The organism is Yoonia sp. JB2-21, assembly GCF_055693545.1.
Window position 1 is genome coordinate 917,951 of sequence record NZ_JBVFUC010000001.1, and the last position, 19,456, is coordinate 937,406.

19 protein-coding genes and 2 pseudogenes are annotated in these 19,456 nt (G+C 54.7%); 9 read left to right on the forward strand and 12 right to left on the reverse strand.

Annotated elements, in window-relative coordinates; translation table 11 throughout:
• The first annotated feature begins 164 nt into the window (after positions 1-164).
• Both ACZ1G5_RS04625 and ACZ1G5_RS04630 read left to right on the forward strand, forming a co-directional pair.
• Positions 165-579: pseudogene (locus tag ACZ1G5_RS04625) on the forward strand (Hsp20 family protein).
• A gap of 3 nt (positions 580-582) precedes the next feature.
• Positions 583-807, forward strand: coding sequence for a DUF1150 family protein (locus tag ACZ1G5_RS04630; RefSeq protein WP_472731735.1), 225 nt, complete (start codon positions 583-585; stop codon positions 805-807).
• 34 nt (positions 808-841) lie between these two features.
• Here ACZ1G5_RS04630 and ACZ1G5_RS04635 read toward each other — a convergent pair whose 3' ends face one another.
• The 4 genes from ACZ1G5_RS04635 to trxB all read right to left on the reverse strand — a co-directional run bounded on the left by ACZ1G5_RS04635 (position 842) and on the right by trxB (position 4,856).
• The gene (locus ACZ1G5_RS04635) at positions 842-1,474 is read right to left on the reverse strand and encodes an RNA ligase family protein (RefSeq protein ID WP_472731736.1); all 633 of its coding nucleotides are present in this window, start codon (positions 1,472-1,474) and stop codon (positions 842-844) included.
• 42 nt (positions 1,475-1,516) lie between these two features.
• The gene (locus ACZ1G5_RS04640; protein WP_472731737.1) at positions 1,517-3,226 is read right to left on the reverse strand and encodes a bifunctional sulfate adenylyltransferase/adenylylsulfate kinase; all 1,710 of its coding nucleotides are present in this window, start codon (positions 3,224-3,226) and stop codon (positions 1,517-1,519) included.
• A gap of 156 nt (positions 3,227-3,382) precedes the next feature.
• Positions 3,383-3,880, reverse strand: a complete 498-nt coding sequence (locus tag ACZ1G5_RS04645; protein WP_472731738.1) for an RES family NAD+ phosphorylase — start codon at positions 3,878-3,880, stop codon at positions 3,383-3,385.
• Between the two features lie 7 nt (positions 3,881-3,887).
• The gene (trxB, locus tag ACZ1G5_RS04650; RefSeq protein ID WP_472731739.1) at positions 3,888-4,856 is read right to left on the reverse strand and encodes a thioredoxin-disulfide reductase; all 969 of its coding nucleotides are present in this window, start codon (positions 4,854-4,856) and stop codon (positions 3,888-3,890) included.
• Between the two features lie 167 nt (positions 4,857-5,023).
• On the opposite strand from trxB, the gene ACZ1G5_RS04655 reads away from it, so the two are divergent.
• Both ACZ1G5_RS04655 and ACZ1G5_RS04660 read left to right on the forward strand, forming a co-directional pair.
• Positions 5,024-5,524 (forward strand): Lrp/AsnC family transcriptional regulator, encoded by a 501-nt coding sequence (locus tag ACZ1G5_RS04655; protein ID WP_472731740.1) that lies wholly within the window; start codon positions 5,024-5,026, stop codon positions 5,522-5,524.
• 190 nt (positions 5,525-5,714) lie between these two features.
• A complete protein-coding gene (locus ACZ1G5_RS04660; RefSeq protein WP_472731741.1) occupies positions 5,715-6,566 on the forward strand; it encodes a sterol desaturase family protein in 852 nt (283 codons plus the stop codon).
• 86 nt (positions 6,567-6,652) lie between these two features.
• On the opposite strand, the gene ccoP is transcribed toward ACZ1G5_RS04660, so the two are convergent.
• Genes ccoP through ccoN form a run of 4 tightly spaced genes read right to left on the reverse strand, consistent with a single transcriptional unit; the run spans position 6,653 to position 10,096 of the window.
• Positions 6,653-7,525 carry a cytochrome-c oxidase, cbb3-type subunit III gene (gene ccoP, locus ACZ1G5_RS04665; RefSeq protein WP_472731742.1) on the reverse strand — a complete coding sequence of 291 codons (873 nt, stop codon included), beginning with the start codon at positions 7,523-7,525 and terminating at the stop codon, positions 6,653-6,655.
• Positions 7,522-7,713, reverse strand: a complete 192-nt coding sequence (locus ACZ1G5_RS04670; RefSeq protein WP_472731743.1) for a cbb3-type cytochrome c oxidase subunit 3 — start codon at positions 7,711-7,713, stop codon at positions 7,522-7,524. The genes ccoP and ACZ1G5_RS04670 overlap by 4 nt, the downstream gene beginning before the upstream one ends.
• A 12-nt stretch (positions 7,714-7,725) precedes the next feature.
• The gene (ccoO, locus tag ACZ1G5_RS04675) at positions 7,726-8,487 is read right to left on the reverse strand and encodes a cytochrome-c oxidase, cbb3-type subunit II (protein WP_472731744.1); all 762 of its coding nucleotides are present in this window, start codon (positions 8,485-8,487) and stop codon (positions 7,726-7,728) included.
• A gap of 13 nt (positions 8,488-8,500) precedes the next feature.
• On the reverse strand, positions 8,501-10,096 hold the full coding sequence (gene ccoN / locus ACZ1G5_RS04680) for a cytochrome-c oxidase, cbb3-type subunit I (protein WP_472731745.1): 1,596 nt from the start codon (positions 10,094-10,096) through the stop codon (positions 8,501-8,503).
• Positions 10,097-10,317: 221 nt separating this feature from the next.
• Here ccoN and ACZ1G5_RS04685 point away from each other — a divergent pair, with 221 nt between their 5' ends.
• The 3 genes and pseudogenes from ACZ1G5_RS04685 to ACZ1G5_RS04695 all read left to right on the forward strand — a co-directional run bounded on the left by ACZ1G5_RS04685 (position 10,318) and on the right by ACZ1G5_RS04695 (position 13,445).
• Positions 10,318-11,151, forward strand: coding sequence for a universal stress protein (locus tag ACZ1G5_RS04685; RefSeq protein ID WP_472731746.1), 834 nt, complete (start codon positions 10,318-10,320; stop codon positions 11,149-11,151).
• A 216-nt stretch (positions 11,152-11,367) separates the two neighbouring features.
• Positions 11,368-11,853 (forward strand): DUF805 domain-containing protein, encoded by a 486-nt coding sequence (locus ACZ1G5_RS04690; RefSeq protein ID WP_472731747.1) that lies wholly within the window; start codon positions 11,368-11,370, stop codon positions 11,851-11,853.
• A gap of 211 nt (positions 11,854-12,064) precedes the next feature.
• Positions 12,065-13,445 (forward strand): annotated as a pseudogene (locus ACZ1G5_RS04695) (IS1182 family transposase).
• An 86-nt stretch (positions 13,446-13,531) separates the two neighbouring features.
• Here ACZ1G5_RS04695 and fnrL read toward each other — a convergent pair.
• Positions 13,532-14,254, reverse strand: coding sequence for a transcriptional regulator FnrL (gene fnrL, locus ACZ1G5_RS04700; protein WP_472731748.1), 723 nt, complete (start codon positions 14,252-14,254; stop codon positions 13,532-13,534).
• A 245-nt stretch (positions 14,255-14,499) separates the two neighbouring features.
• On the opposite strand from fnrL, the gene ACZ1G5_RS04705 reads away from it, so the two are divergent.
• Together ACZ1G5_RS04705 and ACZ1G5_RS04710 are read left to right on the forward strand one after the other, a co-directional pair.
• A complete protein-coding gene (locus ACZ1G5_RS04705) occupies positions 14,500-15,900 on the forward strand; it encodes a selenium-binding protein SBP56-related protein (RefSeq protein WP_472731749.1) in 1,401 nt (466 codons plus the stop codon).
• A gap of 12 nt (positions 15,901-15,912) precedes the next feature.
• The gene (locus ACZ1G5_RS04710; RefSeq protein WP_472731750.1) at positions 15,913-16,578 is read left to right on the forward strand and encodes a hypothetical protein; all 666 of its coding nucleotides are present in this window, start codon (positions 15,913-15,915) and stop codon (positions 16,576-16,578) included.
• On the opposite strand, the gene ACZ1G5_RS04715 is transcribed toward ACZ1G5_RS04710, so the two are convergent.
• The 3 genes from ACZ1G5_RS04715 to ACZ1G5_RS04725 are packed head-to-tail and all read right to left on the reverse strand — an operon-like array spanning position 16,575 to position 19,387.
• Positions 16,575-17,351: an IclR family transcriptional regulator gene (locus ACZ1G5_RS04715; RefSeq protein WP_472731751.1), complete on the reverse strand. Its 777-nt coding sequence runs from the start codon at positions 17,349-17,351 to the stop codon at positions 16,575-16,577. The two genes, ACZ1G5_RS04710 and ACZ1G5_RS04715, sit on opposite strands and share 4 nt — an antisense overlap.
• A gap of 9 nt (positions 17,352-17,360) precedes the next feature.
• Positions 17,361-18,719: a TRAP transporter large permease gene (locus ACZ1G5_RS04720; RefSeq protein ID WP_472731752.1), complete on the reverse strand. Its 1,359-nt coding sequence runs from the start codon at positions 18,717-18,719 to the stop codon at positions 17,361-17,363.
• Positions 18,719-19,387, reverse strand: a complete 669-nt coding sequence (locus ACZ1G5_RS04725) for a TRAP transporter small permease (RefSeq protein WP_472731753.1) — start codon at positions 19,385-19,387, stop codon at positions 18,719-18,721. Before ACZ1G5_RS04725 ends, ACZ1G5_RS04720 begins: the two co-directional genes overlap by 1 nt.
• Between the last annotated feature and the right edge of the window lie 69 nt (positions 19,388-19,456).

The window sequence follows — 19,456 nt, forward strand, 5'->3', positions numbered from 1 at the left end:
GACGGGCTGTCCAAACGCTGATCTCTGTCACTACCCTACAGTCTATAGCTGCTAAGAACCTAATACTTCCTCTTGATCAAACCACCCGGTGACCCCATATTTTTGTCGACGGTCGCCGTTTTAGGGGCCGCTATCGACAGTCGCTTAAGCAAAGGACATGTCTTATGACAAAACTGGCTTTGGGAACGCATCCGTTCCTTTTGGGATCTCGAACAGCTGGAACGGCTGGTTGAGCGTACCGCAAAAAGCGGGAACGAAGGCTACCCACCCTACAATATCGAACAAACATCCGCGCATTCCTATCGGATCACGCTCGCTGTTGCCGGCTTTGCGGAAGATGATCTTGCGATCACGGTTGAAGACAGTGCGCTTGTCATCCGGGGTCGTCAGTCCGACGACAGTGAAGGCCGGGTGTTTTTGCACCGTGGCATTGCCGCACGCCAGTTCCAGCGGTCATTTGTGCTGGCCGATGGGGTCGATGTCGGCGAGGCGACGATGGAAAATGGATTGCTGCACGTCGATCTCACCCGTGCTGAACCGGAACGTGTCATTCAGACAATCAACATCAAGAAAGGATAGCGGATGGACACCAAATTTGATTTCGAAAATTTCGGACAGGGTATCGTTTACGTCAAACCTATCCTTGCGACCGAACTACCCGATGACATGCGCGCCAAGGTTGGCGATCTGGAAGCGTTATATTCCGTCCACAATGCAGCGGGCGAACAACTCGCACTTGTGGCGAACCGCAAGCTGGCGTTCCACCTGGCGCGCCAAAACAACATGGAACCGGTGACAGTTCACTAAGTTCAGATCAGGTTAAGGTGGATCAGGATCCACCTTACCTACCGAGCAGGCCGTTGGGCTTAACCGGACCTTTCGACCAATGCTCAGCATCTGGTTGAACATGGCCAAGCCTAACCCATTTCACGACAGCACGTTGAAAATCGGCAAAGGTAAAGGATGACGCCAACCGCATGACCCAACCCTCAGCATGATCAGTATCTAGCGCTGTTGTAAGTTCAGACACGGCGGCATCATCATATATGCCGCGCCATAACTCTTGCACCGGGGCAATGTGCCACTCGGAAAAATATGAAAGCGTGTCGTCCCAAGATAGGCAGATGTTATTCTCGTCCCAGATTGAGAATCCAAGGAAGTAGTCTGGCAGATTGCTATAGGTGACTGCGTGTTGAGCGTAGACGTTTTCGCCGCAAATGCGCCAGCCGTATGGAAATAGATATCCCCGCTCGGCCTGAAAACGGCTTAGCCAATCACGCCCGGGGTGTCTGCCACTATCAAGTGATCTCGCATGAAAACCGTCCGCGTATAGCGTGGTATTTTCGCCATCCATCTTCTCTGTAATGACGACTTCGGCACCCTCTAAGACGGACAGGTCGCGCGCAATCTTGTCATCAGACTGAACACCTGCAGAGGTTGGGTGATGAAACGTTCGCGGATACTTGATGCGCAATTTATGACCCCACGCAGCCAGTAAGGTGGATCAGGATCCACCTTACGCTTTGATCAGCCCCAGACTTTCCAGCTTCAAAATCACCTGATGGGCGCAGTTATCGACCGGTACGCTCTCAGTTTCCAAACGCAGTTCCGGATTTTCGGGCCGATCGTAAGGGTCAGAGATGCCCGTGAACTCTTTGATCTTGCCAGCCCGCGCCAGTTTATAAAGCCCCTTGCGATCCCGGCGCTCACATTCTTCGATTGATGTGGCGACATGGACCTCAATAAAGGCACCAAACTGTTCGACCTCTTCGCGCACAGCGCGACGGGTGGTGGCATAAGGCGCAATCGGGGCACAAATAGCGATACCGCCGTTTTTGGTGATCTCGGACGCAACATAGCCAATGCGGCGAATGTTTAGATCGCGGTGCTCTTTGCTAAAGCCCAGCTCTGAAGACAGGTTCTTGCGCACGATATCGCCATCCAACAAGGTGACCGGACGCCCGCCCATCTCCATCAGTTTGACCATCAAGGCATTCGCAACAGTCGATTTACCAGAGCCCGAGAAACCGGTGAAGAACACAGTGAACCCCTGCTCTGCACGCGGGGGACGCGTCTTGCGCAGCTCTTCCACCACAGCAGGGAAAGAGAACCATTCGGGGATCTCCAGACCTTCGGCCAGACGGCGGCGCAGTTCGGTGCCCGAGATATTCAGGATTGTGACGTTATCTTTGTCCGCAATCTCATCGGCAGGCTCATATTGGGCGCGGTCCTGCACATAGACCATATGCTTAAAATCGACCATTTCGATGCCCATCTCGTCCTGATGTTCGCGGAACAAATCCTGCGCGTCATAGGGTCCGTAAAAGTCTTCCCCTGCAGAGTTCTTGCCCGGGCCCGCATGATCACGACCAACGATGAAGTGAGTGCAGCCATGGTTTTTGCGGATCAACCCGTGCCAAACCGCCTCGCGCGGGCCAGCCATACGCATAGCGAGGTTCAGCAAGCTCATGGTCGTCGTCGAAGAGGGATATTGATCAAGCACGGCCTCGTAACAACGCACGCGGGTAAAGTGATCGATGTCACCGGGCTTGGTCATACCAACGACAGGATGGATCAGCAGGTTGGCTTGCGCCTCTTTGGCGGCGCGAAAGGTCAGTTCCTGATGCGCCCTGTGCAACGGATTGCGCGTTTGGAATGCCACAACCTTGCGCCAACCAAGCTTGCGAAAATAGGCCCGCAGCTCGTTCGGTGTATCGCGGCGCCCGCGAAAATCGTAGTGGACCGGCTGCTGAATTCCGGTGATTGGCCCGCCTAAATAAACGCTTCCGGCTGAATTGTGCAGATAGTTGACGGCCGGATGGGCCTGATCATCGGCACCAAAAACCATCTTCGCTTCATGGGCCTTGTTTGGCGTCCACTTATCTGTGACCGTCATTGTCGCAAGAATGACGCCCTCTTGGTCGCGCAGCGCGATATCCTGGCCCGTCTCTACGGTGTTCGCGAAATCTTCTGTGACATCCAAGGTAATCGGCATCGGCCAAAGCGTTCCGTCAGCAAGACGCATCGTATCCACGACAGACGTGTAATCCGCCTCTGACAAAAAGCCTTTCAGCGGATTGAAACCGCCATTCATCAGCAATTCCAAATCGCAAATCTGACGCGGCGTGAGATCATGGCTCGTCAGCTCTGCGGCCTCAAGCTTCATCTTCTGCGCACTCTCGTAAGAAACATACAGTTCTGGAATGGGGGATAGATCGTGGGCCATAAAACTCTCAATTGCGATACAACTACTTTGTCGTGGGCATAGACCCACCGCCGTAGGAATGTCTAGCAAGCCAGCAAAAAAAAGACGATTGCCCGGCAATATGCGACAAGCAGGGACGAAGCTTGGTTATTGGGCCGTCAGAAGAAATCTGTTGTGCTATTGTGGGACCCATGGTGCTGATTGTTCTGCCAGGGTTACTTGCGCGCTGTTTCCATCATTCCAACGAAACAACACGACATGCCACCTTTCGGGTGCCGTGCGTGACGCGTAAATCATGCCGTCGGCACCAGCCAGGCGCACCGCATCTGACGCGCGCCAACTTGTGGCAAATTTCCCGGCCGCACGCTCACCCGACCAAGGGACACTCGGCCAGCTTGGTTCAATCTGAAGCGCTTGGCATATCTTAGGATCGCGCAGATCAACCAAACGCGTTGATTGCGTCTTGAGCCTGATCATCACGCGGGGCGCATCACCGGGCTGCAAGTACCGCCGAATTGCAATCGCCGCCGTTTGCGGTGACGGTGAAGCATAAAGCGCTTTTTGCCCATCTCTATGAAACCGCCCCTCCGGATGGATGACACCTTTGAGGGCACGGTGAGCGAAATCCTCAAATACAATCCGATAAAGCGTGGTGTCCAACGCAGTAAACGCCACACCGACGCTATTCGGCTGCCTTTACCGCACTCGCATCTTCCATCTCAGCGATGAATTTCTCTGCATCCAATGCAGCCATGCACCCCATGCCAGCGCTTGTGACGGCCTGACGATAGACATGATCCGTCAGATCACCGGCGGCAAACACACCCGGAATTTCGGTTTTTGTCGTACCCGGTGCGACGTCGACGTAGCCGCCGCTATGGGTTTCCAACTGATCTTTGACCAATTCACTGGCCGGTGCATGCCCAATCGCGACAAAGACACCTTTGGCAGCGATTTCGGTAATCTCGCCGGTCTTTGTGTGTTTGACCCGCACACCTTCAACACCCAAGGGGTTGTCTGTGCCGACCACCTCATCCACCTCATGAAACCACAAGGTTTCAATCTTGGGATTGTTGAACAACCGGTTTTGCAAAATCTTTTCGGCCCGTAACTCATCCCGGCGATGGACCAATGTAACTTTGGAGGCAAAGTTGGTCAAAAACAGCGCCTCTTCTACGGCCGTGTTGCCGCCACCGACGACCACGATCTCTTGGCCACGATAAAAGAACCCGTCACAGGTCGCACAGGCACTGACGCCGAAGCCTTTGAATTTTTCCTCAGACGGCAAGCCGAGCCATTTGGCGCGCGCGCCGGTACACAGGATGACAGCGTCGGCTGTATAAACAGCACCGCTGTCGCAGGTCGCCGTGAATGGCCGGTTCTGCAGATCCAGCGTCGTAACGATATCACCCACAATCTCGCACCCCATCGCGCGGGCATGCGCCTCCATCCGGACCATCAGGTCCGGGCCTTGCACCTCTGTATCGCCAGGCCAGTTTTCGACCTCCGTCGTGGTCGTTAGTTGGCCACCCGGCTCGATCCCCTGAATCAAAACAGGCTCCAGCATCGCGCGCGCAGCATAGACCCCCGCCGTATATCCGGCAGGGCCAGACCCGATGATCAGAACTTTGATGTGGCGAGTGTCGGTCATGGCAGCCTCTTGCGCGTTTGAGTCACTTCGATATAGCGGCGCGCTGCCGATGATAAAAGGGGCGAGCACTCACCATTGAGTGCGTTATTTAGTTGCGGCACATTGAAACATTGTTGCGCAACCAGCCGATACTGGGTAGCATTTGCAAAAATGTCAGGGAACACTCTATGCCAGGGACAAAATTAGACGAAATCGACCGGATGATTCTGGCCGAACTCCAGGCCGATGGCCGCATGACCAATGTAGAGCTTGCCAAACGCGTCGGAATTTCAGCCCCGCCTTGCCTGCGGCGTGTGCGGACGCTGGAAGAACAGGGGTTTATTCAAGGCTACCACGCTGATGTGAATTCACGCGAGCTTGGATTTGAAGTGCAAGTCTTTGCGATGGTCGGGCTGGTTAGTCAGGCTGAGGCAGACCTGAGCGCGTTTGAGGCGCGTTGCCAAGATTGGCCGCTGGTGCGTGAGTGTCACATGCTGAACGGCGAGGTGGATTTCATCCTTAAATGCGTGGCACCGGACCTGCGGACCTTTCAGCGCTTCTTGACCGAGGAATTGACGAGCGCGGACAATGTAGCATCCGTGAAGACATCCTTGGTCATCCGCGGCGCAAAAGACGAACCGGGTGTTCCGTTTGATGTGCTTGAGGCGCGACTGGCACAAGAGGCCTAAGCAACCGGAAATTGGTCGGCAGAGCAATGATCATGACTGCGTGCGTCACCTGAATTTGCTCGGAGCAACAGCCACAATGCTGACACAATATCAGCCTGAAAATCGCGCTATCCTTCCGATAAGTTGCTAACTTGGTTAACAGTATGATCGCCATTCTGAGATAGGCAGTAGCGGTGCAGAAAAGATGTTCTTGATTGATTGGCTTCTTCAGGTGGGTTTTGGCACGCAGATTATTCTTGCGCTTGTTGCAAAATATATCCTCTACCTTGGCTTCAAAAAAACCTCTGAGCTTAGCAAACACGCCGACGAGAACATGCTAACTTCGATCACCTTGGCGGCGTTTAACCTTGTTGCCGTCTTTCTGTTCGTCGACGAAGTGAACGAATTTTTGCAACGGCAATATGATGCCTTGGGCATCCCAACACTTGATCCAGCGATCTGGGATAATCTGCCGCTTGTCGTGGTCTGCATCATCGGCATTGTGACCAAAGACTTCGCTGACTACTGGAGCCACCGCGCCATGCACACCCGGTGGGGATGGCCGACCCATGCCGCGCACCACTCGGACACACATGTGAATGCCTTTACCGGCCTTCGGGTTCATTTCCTCGAAACCATCTTGATGGCGGTGGCCTATGTTGTGCTGCTGACGTGGATGCAAATTCCGCAAGTGATTCCAATCGTTGCGCTATTCTATGCAATCCAAGGCATCTACATCCATCTTGATCTAGACTGGGATCATGGGCCGTTCAAATACCTCTTAGCGTCGCCAAGATACCATCGCTGGCACCACGCCGATGTGCCTGAGGCTTATGGCAAGAACCTCGCAAGTGTAATCCCGCTCTTTGATGTAATGTTCGGAACCTACTACAACCCTGGCGTCTGCAAGGAAGAAATGGGCGCATTGAAGACAGGTATTCCCGACAAGAACCCGATCCTTCTATATATCTATCCGATTCAGGAATGGGCGCGTCTGTGCCGGGAAACTTACGCTGGCTGCGCACCCAAAAGACGTCACATGCGCACTAAATCACAGAAATAGAAAAGGGCGCCCACTGCAGCGGACGCCCTTCCCTTCACGTGAACCCAAAGCCTTAGCGCGAACAGAAAGCTTCGGGTCTGTGATGCCTATTCGCCCCCTCCCAACTGGTGCACATAGGCAGTGACGGCTTTGATCTCGGCCTCGGTCAGACGTGTCCCCCAAGGGGGCATGACGCCAAAGCGGGCATAGCGGACGGTTTCTTCCAGACTTGTCAGATCACCACCATAGAGCCAGATGGCATCGGTCAGGTTTGGGGCACCCAGATCGCGGTTCCCCATGCCATTGTCGCCATGGCACGCAGCACAGTTGTTGATGAACAACTCCGTGCCCACGTCCGCCATGGCCGCATCATGTTCCTGCCCCGAGATTAGACGCACGTATTGAACCACCTGATCCACCTCTTCATTGCTGAAAATCTCGTCAAAGGCGGTCATCTCAGAATAGCGGGCATCCCAGTCCTCTTCGTTCCGGATGCCGTGGCGCACGGTGTATTCGATATTCTCAAAGTCACCGCCCCAGAGCCAGTCATCGTCCAGCAGGTTCGGATAGCCCGTAAACCCAGCCGCACCCGACCCATGACATTGCGAACAGTTGTTGCGGAACACCGCACCACCGGCAGAATTCGCAAAGCGCAGCAATTCAGGGTTCTGGTCCAGCGTCGTCAGATCAGCCGAAGCAAGCTGCGCGGAAATCTCGGCGTTTGCTTCTTCAAATCGGGCAATGTCTTGGGCGACTTCACCGCGTGTCGAATAGCCCAGCAGACCGGCTGTCGCACTGCTCACCATCGGCCACGCAGGATAGGCAATCGAATAACCGATCCCCCAAATAATCGTCAGGTAGAATGACCACAGCCACCAGCGCGGCAATGGGTTGTTCAGTTCTTTGATCCCGTCCCAGGAATGACCTGTTGTGTCAGTGCCAGTGACGTCATCAATGTCTTTTTCTGTATTGCTGCTCATGATTGCAGCTCCTTGGTCTTGGATACGCCGGGGCGGTCCTCGTTACGGAAGGGGATCTGGCTTGTCTCATCGTGGACCTTGCGACTGCCAGGGCGGAAGGCCCAGACAATAACGCCCAGAAAGAACAGGAACATCGCCAGCAAAACCCAACTGTCTGCAAGTTCGCGCAGGAATGAATATGTGTCCATTGTCAGTTCTCCTTAGCGGCTTGCATCTGGGGTGAAGGTCGAGAAATCGACAGTCGTACCCAGCATTTGCAGATAGGCGATCAACGCATCCATTTCGGACACTCCCGGCGCATCATCAAAGTTGCGGATTTGCGCCCCCGGATACCGTTCCAGCAGATCGTCATAAGCGTCTGTGTCAGGATCAGCTTGCGCCAATGTGTCAGACGCGGCCAGTGCGACCATCTCTTCGGTGTAAGGCACCCCGATGAAACTATGGGTCGCGACCAGATCGGCGTTATACTCGGCGTTGACCGGTGTATCGAGCAGGTAGGCATAGCCCGGCATGATCGATTCAGGGACAACCGAGCGTGGCGCGATCAAGTGATCCAGATGCCACGCGTCGGAATACTTGCCACCGACACGGGCCAGATCAGGCCCGGTCCGCTTGGACCCCCACTGGTGCGGGTGGTCGTACATGGATTCAGCGGCCAGTGAATAATGACCATAGCGTTCAACCTCGTCCCGCATAGGACGGATCATTTGGCTGTGGCACACATAGCACCCTTCGCGGATGTAGACATCGCGCCCCGCCAGTTCGAGCGGGGAATAGGGTCGCACCCCCTCTACCTTTTCAATGGTATTTTCAAGGTAGAAAAGGGGTGCGATTTCCACGATCCCGCCCACTGTCACCACCAACAGGGAAGAAACAAGTAGCAACGTTGGGCTGCGTTCCAGGATCGCGTGTTTGGCAAGGAAGCCTTTGGCTGGGCCGTCGTTTTGAGTTGTATCAGACATATCTCAGCCCTCCTTATTCTGCTGGCACGCCAACCGGGGCGGCAACGCGTGCGCCGCCTCGGATGGTCATGAACATGTTCCAGGCCATGATCAGCGCACCTGCGAGGTAAAGAACCCCACCCAGGCCACGGACCACATACATTGGGAACTTCGCGGAAACGGTGTCGGCAAAGCTGTTCACAAGGAACCCGTTTGCGTCGACTTCACGCCACATCAGGCCTTCCATGATCCCGGTGACCCACATCGAGGCCGCGTAAAGGATGATGCCAATTGTGGCCAACCAGAAGTGCCAGTTGATCGCGGACATCGAATACATCTGTGCCCGGCCCCACAATTTCGGTGTGAGGAAGTAAAGGGCAGAGAATGTAATCATCCCGTTCCAGCCCAGCGCACCAGAGTGTACGTGACCGATGGTCCAGTCTGTGTAGTGTGACAGGCTGTTGACCGCGCGGATCGACATCATCGGACCCTCAAATGTGGACATGCCGTAGAAGGCAAGGCTGATCACCATCATCCGAATGATTGGATCAGTGCGCAGCTTGTCCCAAGCGCCTTGCAGCGTCATCAGGCCGTTGATCATACCACCCCAGCTTGGCATCCACAGGATGATCGAAAAGACCATACCAAGTGTCGATGCCCAGTCAGGCAGCGCTGTGTAGTGCAAGTGGTGCGGACCCGCCCAGATGTATAAAAAGATCAGCGCCCAGAAGTGGATAATGGACAATTTGTAAGAGAAAACCGGACGACCGGCCTGCTTGGGTACAAAGTAGTACATCATGCCAAGGAAGCCCGCAGTCAGGAAGAAGCCCACCGCGTTGTGCCCATACCACCACTGCGTCATGGCATCCTGCACGCCGCTGAAGATCTGCACAGACTTGCTGCCCCAGATGCTGACGGGAATGCTGATATTGTTGATCAGGTGGAGCATCGCGACGGTGACGATGAAGGACAGCAGGAACCAGTTGGCCACATAGATGTGCTTTTCTGTGCGCTTAAAGATCGTCCCAAGATAGACGGCCAGAAAGGACACCCAGACGACAGTCAGCCAGATATCAACGTACCACTCCGGTTCGGCATATTCTTTGGATTGCGTCGCGCCGAGGAGGTAGCCTGTCGCGGCCAACACGATAAACAAGTTGTAACCCCAGAACACAAACCACGCCAGGTTACCTCCCCATAACCGCGCGCCGCAGGTGCGTTGCACGATATAGAATGACGACATAATCAAGGCATTACCCCCAAACGCGAAAATCACTGCACTGGTGTGCAGTGGGCGCAGTCGTCCGAAATTGCCGTAAGGTTGAAGAACCTCAAAATTGAGCTGCGGAAAGGCCAGCTGGAAGGCGATGACCACCCCAACCAGAAAACCAACAACACCCCAAAAGCCTGTGGCGATGACGCCAGCGCGGACCACATCATCCATATAACCGTCGGGCGTTGCGGCGACCGGAGCATCCATTTGGCGCAGCACGCGCACAAACATATAGGCACTGACCAGCATGATGATCATCGCGTGCACGATATAGGATACGTCACGCCCCCAATTTGCAGCAATCGCAGCAAAGAGCGTGACACCCCCCAGCGCAATCAACTTCACATAGTTCCCCATAAGAGATCCCCTTCCTTGGCCGGATCACCACATGGGTCCGACAACGACTTGCTATGTTCGGTTATGAGAGCGGCGGGCGGTCGCGTCCTTGATGTGGATCAAAATCGAATTTGACATAGATCAAGGCGCGGCATGGTTGCGTTTGACACTCTATTTTTAAGGAGCGGTTTGCGCGAACAATCGCCCCCCTACGTTGAACCGATAAGGGGAAGGCCGAACCAATGACTTACAAGATCATTGCGACGATACTGACGGATACCGACCAGTCCACGGATGGGCTGGATGCGGCGATTTCACTGGCGGACCGGATGGATGCGCATCTGGATATCTATGTCGTGACCATCAGCCATACGGAGACGAACACGTATTACATGGGCGCAGAGGCGCTGATGATCGCGGAACAAACCCGCGATGCGATGGATCAACGTGACAAGATTGAAACCTGGCTCAAGGACCGGATGCGCGGCGAACTGGTGCGCTGGTCGGTGCAGGCGGCCACGGTGCAGGGTCCGGCCCTAACAGATTATCTTGCACGCAAGTTACGCTTTTCTGATCTGGTTGTTCTCCCTCGGCCCTATCAGGATAACCCGGAGGCTGCGACCTTGGTCGAGGCCTGCCTGTTTACCGCAGAGCGTCCGGTTTTGATGATCCCAAAAGGCTGCAAAGCCCCCGATGTCGGCGGGCATGTGCTGATGGGATGGAATGACGGTGCCGAGGCATTGGCCGCAGCGCGCGCCGCATTGCCGCTGCTGGAGCAAGCCGAAGTGGCCGATATCTGCATCATTGATCCGCCCAGCCATGCAGCCGACCGGTCTGATCCCGGGGGGGCGATGGCGCAATACCTGATGCGGCACGGCACGAAATCAGAGGTCGCCGTTCTGGCCAAGACCGAACCACATATCGGGGAAATCCTGCTGCGACGGGCCAAAGAAGTCGGCGCGCAAATGATCGTCAGCGGCGCTTACGGGCATTCGCGCCTGCGCGAAGCGGTGTTCGGCGGGGCCACGCGGAGCCTGCTGGAAACGGCTGATCTGCCGATCTTGATGTCGCGGTGAAGAACGTCGGCTTTGCGGAACAAACCGAGCTTTCACGGCGACTGGGCGAATGTCTGATTTTGGTCACTCCTTGTTCTTTCTGCGCTCTTCAAAAGAGAGCAAAGAGAAAGGAGGCCCGCATTTGTGGTTGTGTCTCTTGACAGTGTGAAAAATATGAACGATGTTCATTTTATGAATTGAATGCCGACAGAGATTTGTCGAGGAACACTAAACACAATGGGACTTATCAAAGCTATTAAAAGCTGCCTGCGAAGGCCCTTCGAATATAGCGGCCGCGCCTCTCGTGCCGAATTTTGGTGGTTTTTTGGCGCCCTGCTCATGGCCGGAATAGCCATGGCTTTGTTAGCTTTTCCGATGGTGTGGTTTTTATACATTTTAGGGCTTGGTGATCGAGGGTTTATCGTTCTCGCAGTTGGTTTTTCGGGATTGGGACTTTGGATTCTGGCAGCTACTGTTGCGGCGATGTCCAGAAGACTACACGATAGTGGAAGATCGTTTTTTTGGTTTTGGCTTACAATCGGTCCGCCTATCTCATGGGGCTGGTATTACGAATACGTGCGTGCCTCAGGCCCTCTGGACGCCATCGAAGTGTCATTTGTAGTGCTGGCGATCGTCAGTTTCGCTATTCCGTTTATACTTTTGCTGCGGTCAAGTGAGGTTGGAAACAATGCGTATGGCCCACCACCGATCTCTGACCCATAGTAGTACTTCCGCATCGGCCACGACCTCAGGAAGCCTCACGTGAAATTAGCGAAGGGTCCTGCACAGATCGGCATCATTCCCCCCAAACAAAGCGGCCATTGCCGCGTTGCGCAGCATTTGACACATTGGGCTGATTGTGTTGAAAAACTCTGCTTGTTTGGCGAGCTGATCGCTGATTCAATTTCGGTATTCATACTGGAGGTTGATTGCGATGATGGGACCGAAGCAGGAAGCGCAGGCGGCCTTGTTCTATGAGTTCTCGCTTGAAGATCACGTCCCGCAAGATCACCTGCTGCGTGCGATTGATCGGTTCGTTGATCTCAGCAGCATTCGCGCCCATCTGACGGATTTCTACAGCCACACAGGCCGCCCATCGATTGATCCGGAATTGATGATCCGCATGCTGCTGGTTGGATACTGCTTTGGCATCCGGTCCGAGCGTCGGCTCTGCGAAGAGGTGCATCTGAACCTCGCATATCGCTGGTTCTGCAAACTCGATCTGTCAGATCTCGATCCCCGATCATTCAACCTTCTCCAAGAACCGGCATGGACGGTTCCGTGACTGCGATCTGTTCCGCCATCTATTTGAGACGGTCGTGGAGCGCTGCATGGCTGAGGGTTTGGTTGGCGGCGAGACCTTTGCGATAGATGCCAGCATCATCCAGGCCGATGCCAACAAGCAATACTCAGCGTCAAAGGCGGAATGGGAGGCCGCGCAGATCGACCCGGCGGTCGTTCCGCGAGCCGTGCGGGAATATCTTGAGACATTGGATGACGCCGCATTTGGTGCCGCAAGCGATACGACACCAAAGTTCACATCCTTCTCTGATCCCGCCAGCCAGTGGACAGGTGCGTTGAAAGGACCAGCATTCTTTGCCTATTCGACCAATTATCTGATCGATACTGACCATGCGATCATTCTGGATGTCGAGGCGACCCGCGCCATCCGTCCGGCTGAGGTTGGGGCAACCCAAACAATGCTGACCCGCACGCGAGACAGGTTCGATCTTTTTCCAGACCGGCTGGCAGCGGACACCGCCTATGGTTCAGGCAACATGCTGGGTTGGCTGGTCGATCAAGACATTGAACCGCACGTTCCAGTGATCGACAAATCAGATCGCAAAGACGGGACATTCACTAATCTCGAGTTCCGCTACGATCCAGCCACAGACGAATACACCTGCCCTGGTGGCAAACCCCTCAAGAAGTACTGGCGTAAGATGCGCACCCCGCGCACCGGCGTTAGTAAGGATGGCATCAAACGGTACTACGCCAGCAAGACACACTGCTCCACCTGCGCCCTCAAAGAACGCTGCACGCCCAACAAAGATGCCCGCATTGTCTCACGGCATGTCCATGAGGCGGCGCGTGACAAGGCACGCGAGATCGCCAAGACAGACGCATATGCCGAAGCCAGCAGACGACGAAAGAAGGTCGAAATGCTCTTCGCCCATCTCAAGAAGATCATGCGGCTCGACCGCCTGCGTCTGCGCGGACCAAACGGTGCGAAAGACGAATTCCTCCTCGCCGAAACCGCCCAAAACCTCCGCAAACTCGCCAAACTGCGCCCAATGCGCCCCGCGATGACATAAGATCGACGCCAGCCACAATAAACACTCACATCATCGCGCTTCTCAAACCGAGTTTTTCAACACAATCGGCTCAAAGCGGTCCTTCCCTAAAACCCGTCCTCGCCCGTTTCCGCTTTCAATTCTTCCAAATCGGGCACCTGAATATCGCGGCGTTCGTCGATCACGATCAGGCCGTCTTTCTTCAGCGCTGACATCTGGCGGCTGACTGTCTCGATCGTCAGTCCCAGATAATTCGCCATCGTTTCGCGGGTAATCGGCAGGGTAAACGTCGCCACCGCCGTCTCACCGGGCTTCAGCGACGCCATCCGCACGGCAATCATATGCAAAAGCGACGCAATCTTTTCGCGCGCGGTTTTGCGGCCCAGCACCAGCATCCATTCCCGCGCAGCATCCAATTCATCCAGCGTCATTTCCAGCAAGCGCTGGCCGACATGCGGTGTTTGATCGATCAACTTCTCAAATGGTTTACGCCGGAAACAGCAAAGCATGACGTCCGTTTCTGCGATCACGTCACAATCAATCGTTTCGCGATGTGGCCGGCCCATGAAATCCCCGGGCAACAGCAACCCCACCATCTGGACCCGCCCATCAGGTAAGGTACGTGTCAGGCTACAAACACCAGACACAACAGACCCCACAAACTCTAAGGTATCGCCGCTGAAAAAGATGGTCTGACCTGCAGCATAAGAACGATAATACTTCACGTCTTCGAGTTGTTCGAGCTCATCGGGTTCGCATTTGGAACACACCGCATTGTAGCGGATCGGGCAGTCTGCGCAGGAACGCAGCGTAGGGACGGCAAGCGTCATATGGTGAATCCCTGGTCGATTTAGCTGTGGGCAGTATGACGCAGCATGCGCGATTTGGCCAAGGGGTAATTCTGACGCACTCAGCTGTCTACCGACACTGACAGTTTTTTCTTGACTCAATCAGCCTCGCTGACGGCATACTCAATTCAATTGTCTGACAATTGATACCTCTTGTTTAACAGGTATCCGGCCCTTTGGCCCAATAAGCCGGAATAGGCGCATTCATCTCACTGGGAGGAAGATTTATGAACCTAAGACCTGATCCAACATTTTATCCGACAGCAAAAATTGCGATGGAAGCCCCTGCCGAAACGGTTGCCTTCACCTTGATGCTCAGTCCTGATGGCAGCCAACCCGATGGGCTTGCCGTTGTTGATGTCGACCCCACCTCAGACACTTATGGCGAAATCGTTCACAGCCTCTTTATGCCGAACCTTGGTGATGAATTTCACCACTTTGGCTGGAATGCCTGTTCGTCTGCCCTGTCACCGCTGACCGGCCACGCCTTTCTGGAACGCCGCTATCTGATCATCCCCGGCATCCGGTCCAGCCGCATCTATATCATTGATGTGAAGGACCCGCTGAAAGCGAAGATTCACAAAACCATTGAACCTGAAGAGCTATTCGCAAAAACCGGATATTCCCGCCCTCACACGATCCACTGTGGTCCAGAGGGCATCTATGTCTCGACCCTTGGTGGCGGTGGCGAGGATGGCACTGATGGCCCGCCGGGTATCTTCATCATGGATTGCGAGACCTTTGAAATCCTTGGCCGCTACGAAATGGATCGGGGCATTCAGGACAAGCACTATGATTTCTGGTGGAACCTACCGCGCGACTACATGGTCAGTTCCGAATGGGGCCTGCCGCCACAGTTTGAGAACGGCATCGTGCCAGAGGATTTGCTGTCCAATAAATACGGCCACACGATCCACTTTTGGGACCTGCGTGCACGCAAGAATATCCAAAGCATTGATCTGGGTGAAAACCATCAGATGGCCCTGGAAATCCGCCCTGCGCATGACCCTGCCAAAGAGTACGGATTCTGCGGTGTCGTGGTCGACACCACCAACCTACAGGGTGCGATCTTTACCTGGTGGCGCAAAGAGGACGGCACGTTCGAGGCCAAGAAGACGATCACTATTGATCCCGTGCCTGCTGATGCCGATGACCTGCCAGAACTGCTGAAAGGCTTCGGCGCCTGTCCGCCACTGGTAACTGACATTGACCTCAGCCTTGATGACCGTTTCCTTTATGTGGCCTGCTGGGGGCTGGGCGAAATGCATCAGTACGATGTGTCCGACCCGATGAACCCTGTTTTGGCTGGCAAAGTTGATCTTGGCGGAATCGTCAAGAAAACCAAGCACCCCAACGGCAAGGACTTTGGCTATGGCCCGCAGATGGTCGAGATCAGCCGCGATGGCAAACGCGTCTATTGGACCAACTCGCTCTATTCTACGTGGGATGACCAGTTCTATCCAGGTGAGCGCGGTGCCGCGATGGTCTGCGCCGATGTCGGCAAGGACGGTGGGTTGACCCTGAACAAGGACTTCTGGGTCGACTTCCCCGAAGGCTACCGCAGCCACCAGATCAGGCTTGAGGGCGGAGACTGCTCGACCGACAGTTTCTGCTACCCATCGGTCTGATCCTTGTTTGAAATGACCACAGTGACGGCCCTTTGGTGGGCCGTCATCGTCTCTGGCCTGTATCATGGGCTGAACCCCGGGATGGGGTGGCCCTTGGCCGTGTCCGCTGCCTTGATGGAGCGTAAGACATCCGCCTTGCCCGGCGCGCTAGTGGCACTGGCGGGTGGGCATTTTCTGGCAATGTGCGCGATCCTTTTGCCATTCTCGCTGATGGTGACCTTGGTCTATTGGGAAGGTCAGATTAGGATCGGTGCCGGACTGCTGGTGATCGCCCTCGGCGTCTACCTGTTGATCAACCGCAAGCACCCGCGCTTTCTTGCACGCGTACCACCATCGCGGCTTGCGCTTTGGTCATTCTTGGCCGCCATGGCCCACGGTGCCGGCCTTATGCTGGTACCGATTTTTCTGGGAATCTGCGCGCCAGACAGCCTTGACGCTGGGCATCGCGCGGCAGAAAACCTGATGGCGAACAATGTCGGGATGGCCTTTGTCGTCGCTGCTGTTCACACCGCCGCAATGACGCTCGCCGGCGGATTGCTTGCCGCAGGCATGTACTTTTGGCTGGGTTTAAAGTTCCTGTCACGGACCTGGTTCAATCTGGATGTTGTTTGGGCGCTCAGTCTGATCGTGGTCGGTGGTATCGGGATCATGACGGCATCACATACCACGGTGATCTAACGACCGGCAATGGCGGCCAATTCAGCCGCAGCAGCGTGTAACGAGCCCAAATATTCAACGAGATCAGGCAAATGGCTGCGTTGTTCGGGCGCGTGGATCGACAAGGTTGACAACAGCCGGCCCCGGTCGTCCAGAATGGGTACCGCGATGGCTGTCATCCCGACCATAAATTCTTCGTTGTCAGTCGCATATCCACGCTCGCGTGTGACCTCTAATTCCTTTTGCAAGGCAACAGGATCCGTGATCGTTTGGTCGGTCTGACGCTCCAATACGTAGTTCTTCAAAAAGCGCGTCAGATAGTCCGGACGCAGTGTCGAAAGATACATCTTGCCGCTGGCCGTGCAGTGAAACGGTACTTGCGTGCCAACCGGCAGCTGAATACGCAAGGGCCAGTGTGTTTCGACCCGGTCCAGATAGAACATGCCTTCACGTTCTGGGATCGCAAGATTGCAAGTCTCACCGACCGCCATAGCGAGCGATTTGAGCACGGCGAGCCGCACGGTGCGCACGCGCTCAGACGACAAAGTATTGATCGAAAGCAGCCGCATTCGCTTACCGGGACTATATGAGCGTCCATCGATGTCGCGCTGCAAGAACCCCTCGGCCTCGGCCGTTGCAAACAACCGGTGAATGGTTGGTTTGGGCAGCTTGAGAGTTTCATTCACCACAGATGGTGTGACAGGAACACCGACCTTCGCGACCTCCTCCAGCAGCAAAAGCAGCCGGAGGTTGGTCGGAATTTGGCCGGAATTCCCTACGATATCGTCGGTCATTGCCACCTGTTACTGACCCGGCAAGATCATCAATGCCGTTTGTGGGACAAGGGCTACAAAGAACCAAACGCTGAGCAGCGCAATCAGATATGGCACGATATAGCGCAACAGGCGGAAATACGGCACGCCGGTGACACCGGACGCCACATACAGGTTTAGCCCGTAGGGCGGCGTCACAAAGCCGATGGAAGCACCCACTAGGAACACAACTGCAAAGTGGATCGGATCAATACCGACCGACGCCGCGATTGGGGCCAGGATTGGTGCAAGAATGATTGTCACCGGCAGGGATTCAAGGATCATCCCTGTGATAAACACAATCGCCATCGACGTGAACAGCACCGCGTAGTAACCGCCCATACCAGTCACAAAGTCACCGATAAAGTCCTTAGCGCCAAGCGACGACATCACCTGTTGCATCGCAACAGATACAGCAATCAACGGCACAAGGATGCCCGAGATTTGCGCAGAGCGCGACACGATGGACGGGATCTGTGGAACCGTAAAGCCTTCGACCACAAACATTGAGCCGTAGCTTTTTTGTTCGACAGGGAGATCGGATGAACTGCCCATCACTCTGTTCAACGGATAAGAGATCAAGCCAACCAGAACACAGAAACCAACAGTCACGCCTGCGGCCTCAGTCGGTGAGAAGCGACCGGTGTAGATGCCCCAAAGCACCAGACCAATGGCAAAGAAGCCAAGCCATGCCCCGATCCCGGTCTTGATCATCCGCGAAACGGACAGGCCAATCAAAACGCCCCAACCATTGATCGTGCAGATGATAAAGGCCGCAGTCATCATACCCAAAACCATCAATGTTCCGGGAATGATGCCCGCAACAAAAAGGTCAGAGATCGGAAGGTTCAGCAAGAAGCCGTAAACGATGAAGATAATTGATGGCGGGATAATGATACCCACCGTACCACCCGCAGCAGCGGTCGCCGCCGAGAAGCGCTCATCGTAGTTGCCCTTCACCATCTCAGGATGCAGCATTGAACCAATCGTTGCGGTTGTTGCAGAGTTTGACCCAGAGATCGCAGCGAAGAGGCCGCAAGCCGCGATAGATGCCATCGCAAGACCGCCGCGGAGCCAACCCAGACAAGAGTAGGCAAAATCTGATAATCGTCGGGCGATACCAGACTGGTTAATCAAATCCCCTGTCAGAATGAAGAGCGGCATCGCAAGCAAGGCAAAACCCTTACTGAACACATTGATCAGCTCATTGCCGGTATTGGCCAAAGGCAGGTCGATGACAAAGCTGATGCCAATCACCCAGTAAAAGATGATCAGCAGAACGGGGGTCCCCAGCATGAAGAAGACCGTCACTCCCAATGAGATCAGTGTAATCCAAGTACTATCGGCCATTAGACGTCCCCTCCGATTACAGCTTGTTTGATAATGGGTTCGCCAGCCTTGTAGTTTTTCCAGTCTTCCAACCAGTTGCCGATCACACGACCGGACATCAGGGTAAAGGCGATGGGAACGGTGATGTAGAACCACCACTTCATCACATCGTCCACACCATCCACCAATTGGAAATTGTCGGCAGACAAAGCAGTAAACCGCAGCGATGTCGTAATGGCGATCCAGCAAAAGCCAAACCAAAGGACCGCATCCAGCGTGAGTGTCGCGATCTGGCCCGTCGGTGCCATTTTCGAGCGGAATTCACTGAAGCTCAGGTGCGTGCGTAGTTTCACGTTGTAGGAACAGGCGAACCAAGCCATGACCATGAACAGGAATGGCGGCACCGTCGTCGATCCTGACCATTGGTTTGAGAACACAAACCTGTCGATCACACCCCAGCAGATGATGCCCGCAATGATCAGATACATCACGACCGCCGTTGTCCGTTCAAGATGGCGTTCTAGAAAGGGTACTGCTGTATAAAGAAGGTGGGCCAGCAAACCACCAATAAATGTGAAGACAAAACAAAACAGCCACATGCCATCTGCATCAAATGCTTGTCGCATGTCCCATGTGCTGCCCGAGAAGATGGCAGGTATTACCGCCACCGCTTCTGCGAGTATCGACATCTAGGTCTCCCCCCTAATGTGTCCATTCACTGCATTTCATGCAGTCGTATTATCTTTGAATTCAAAAAG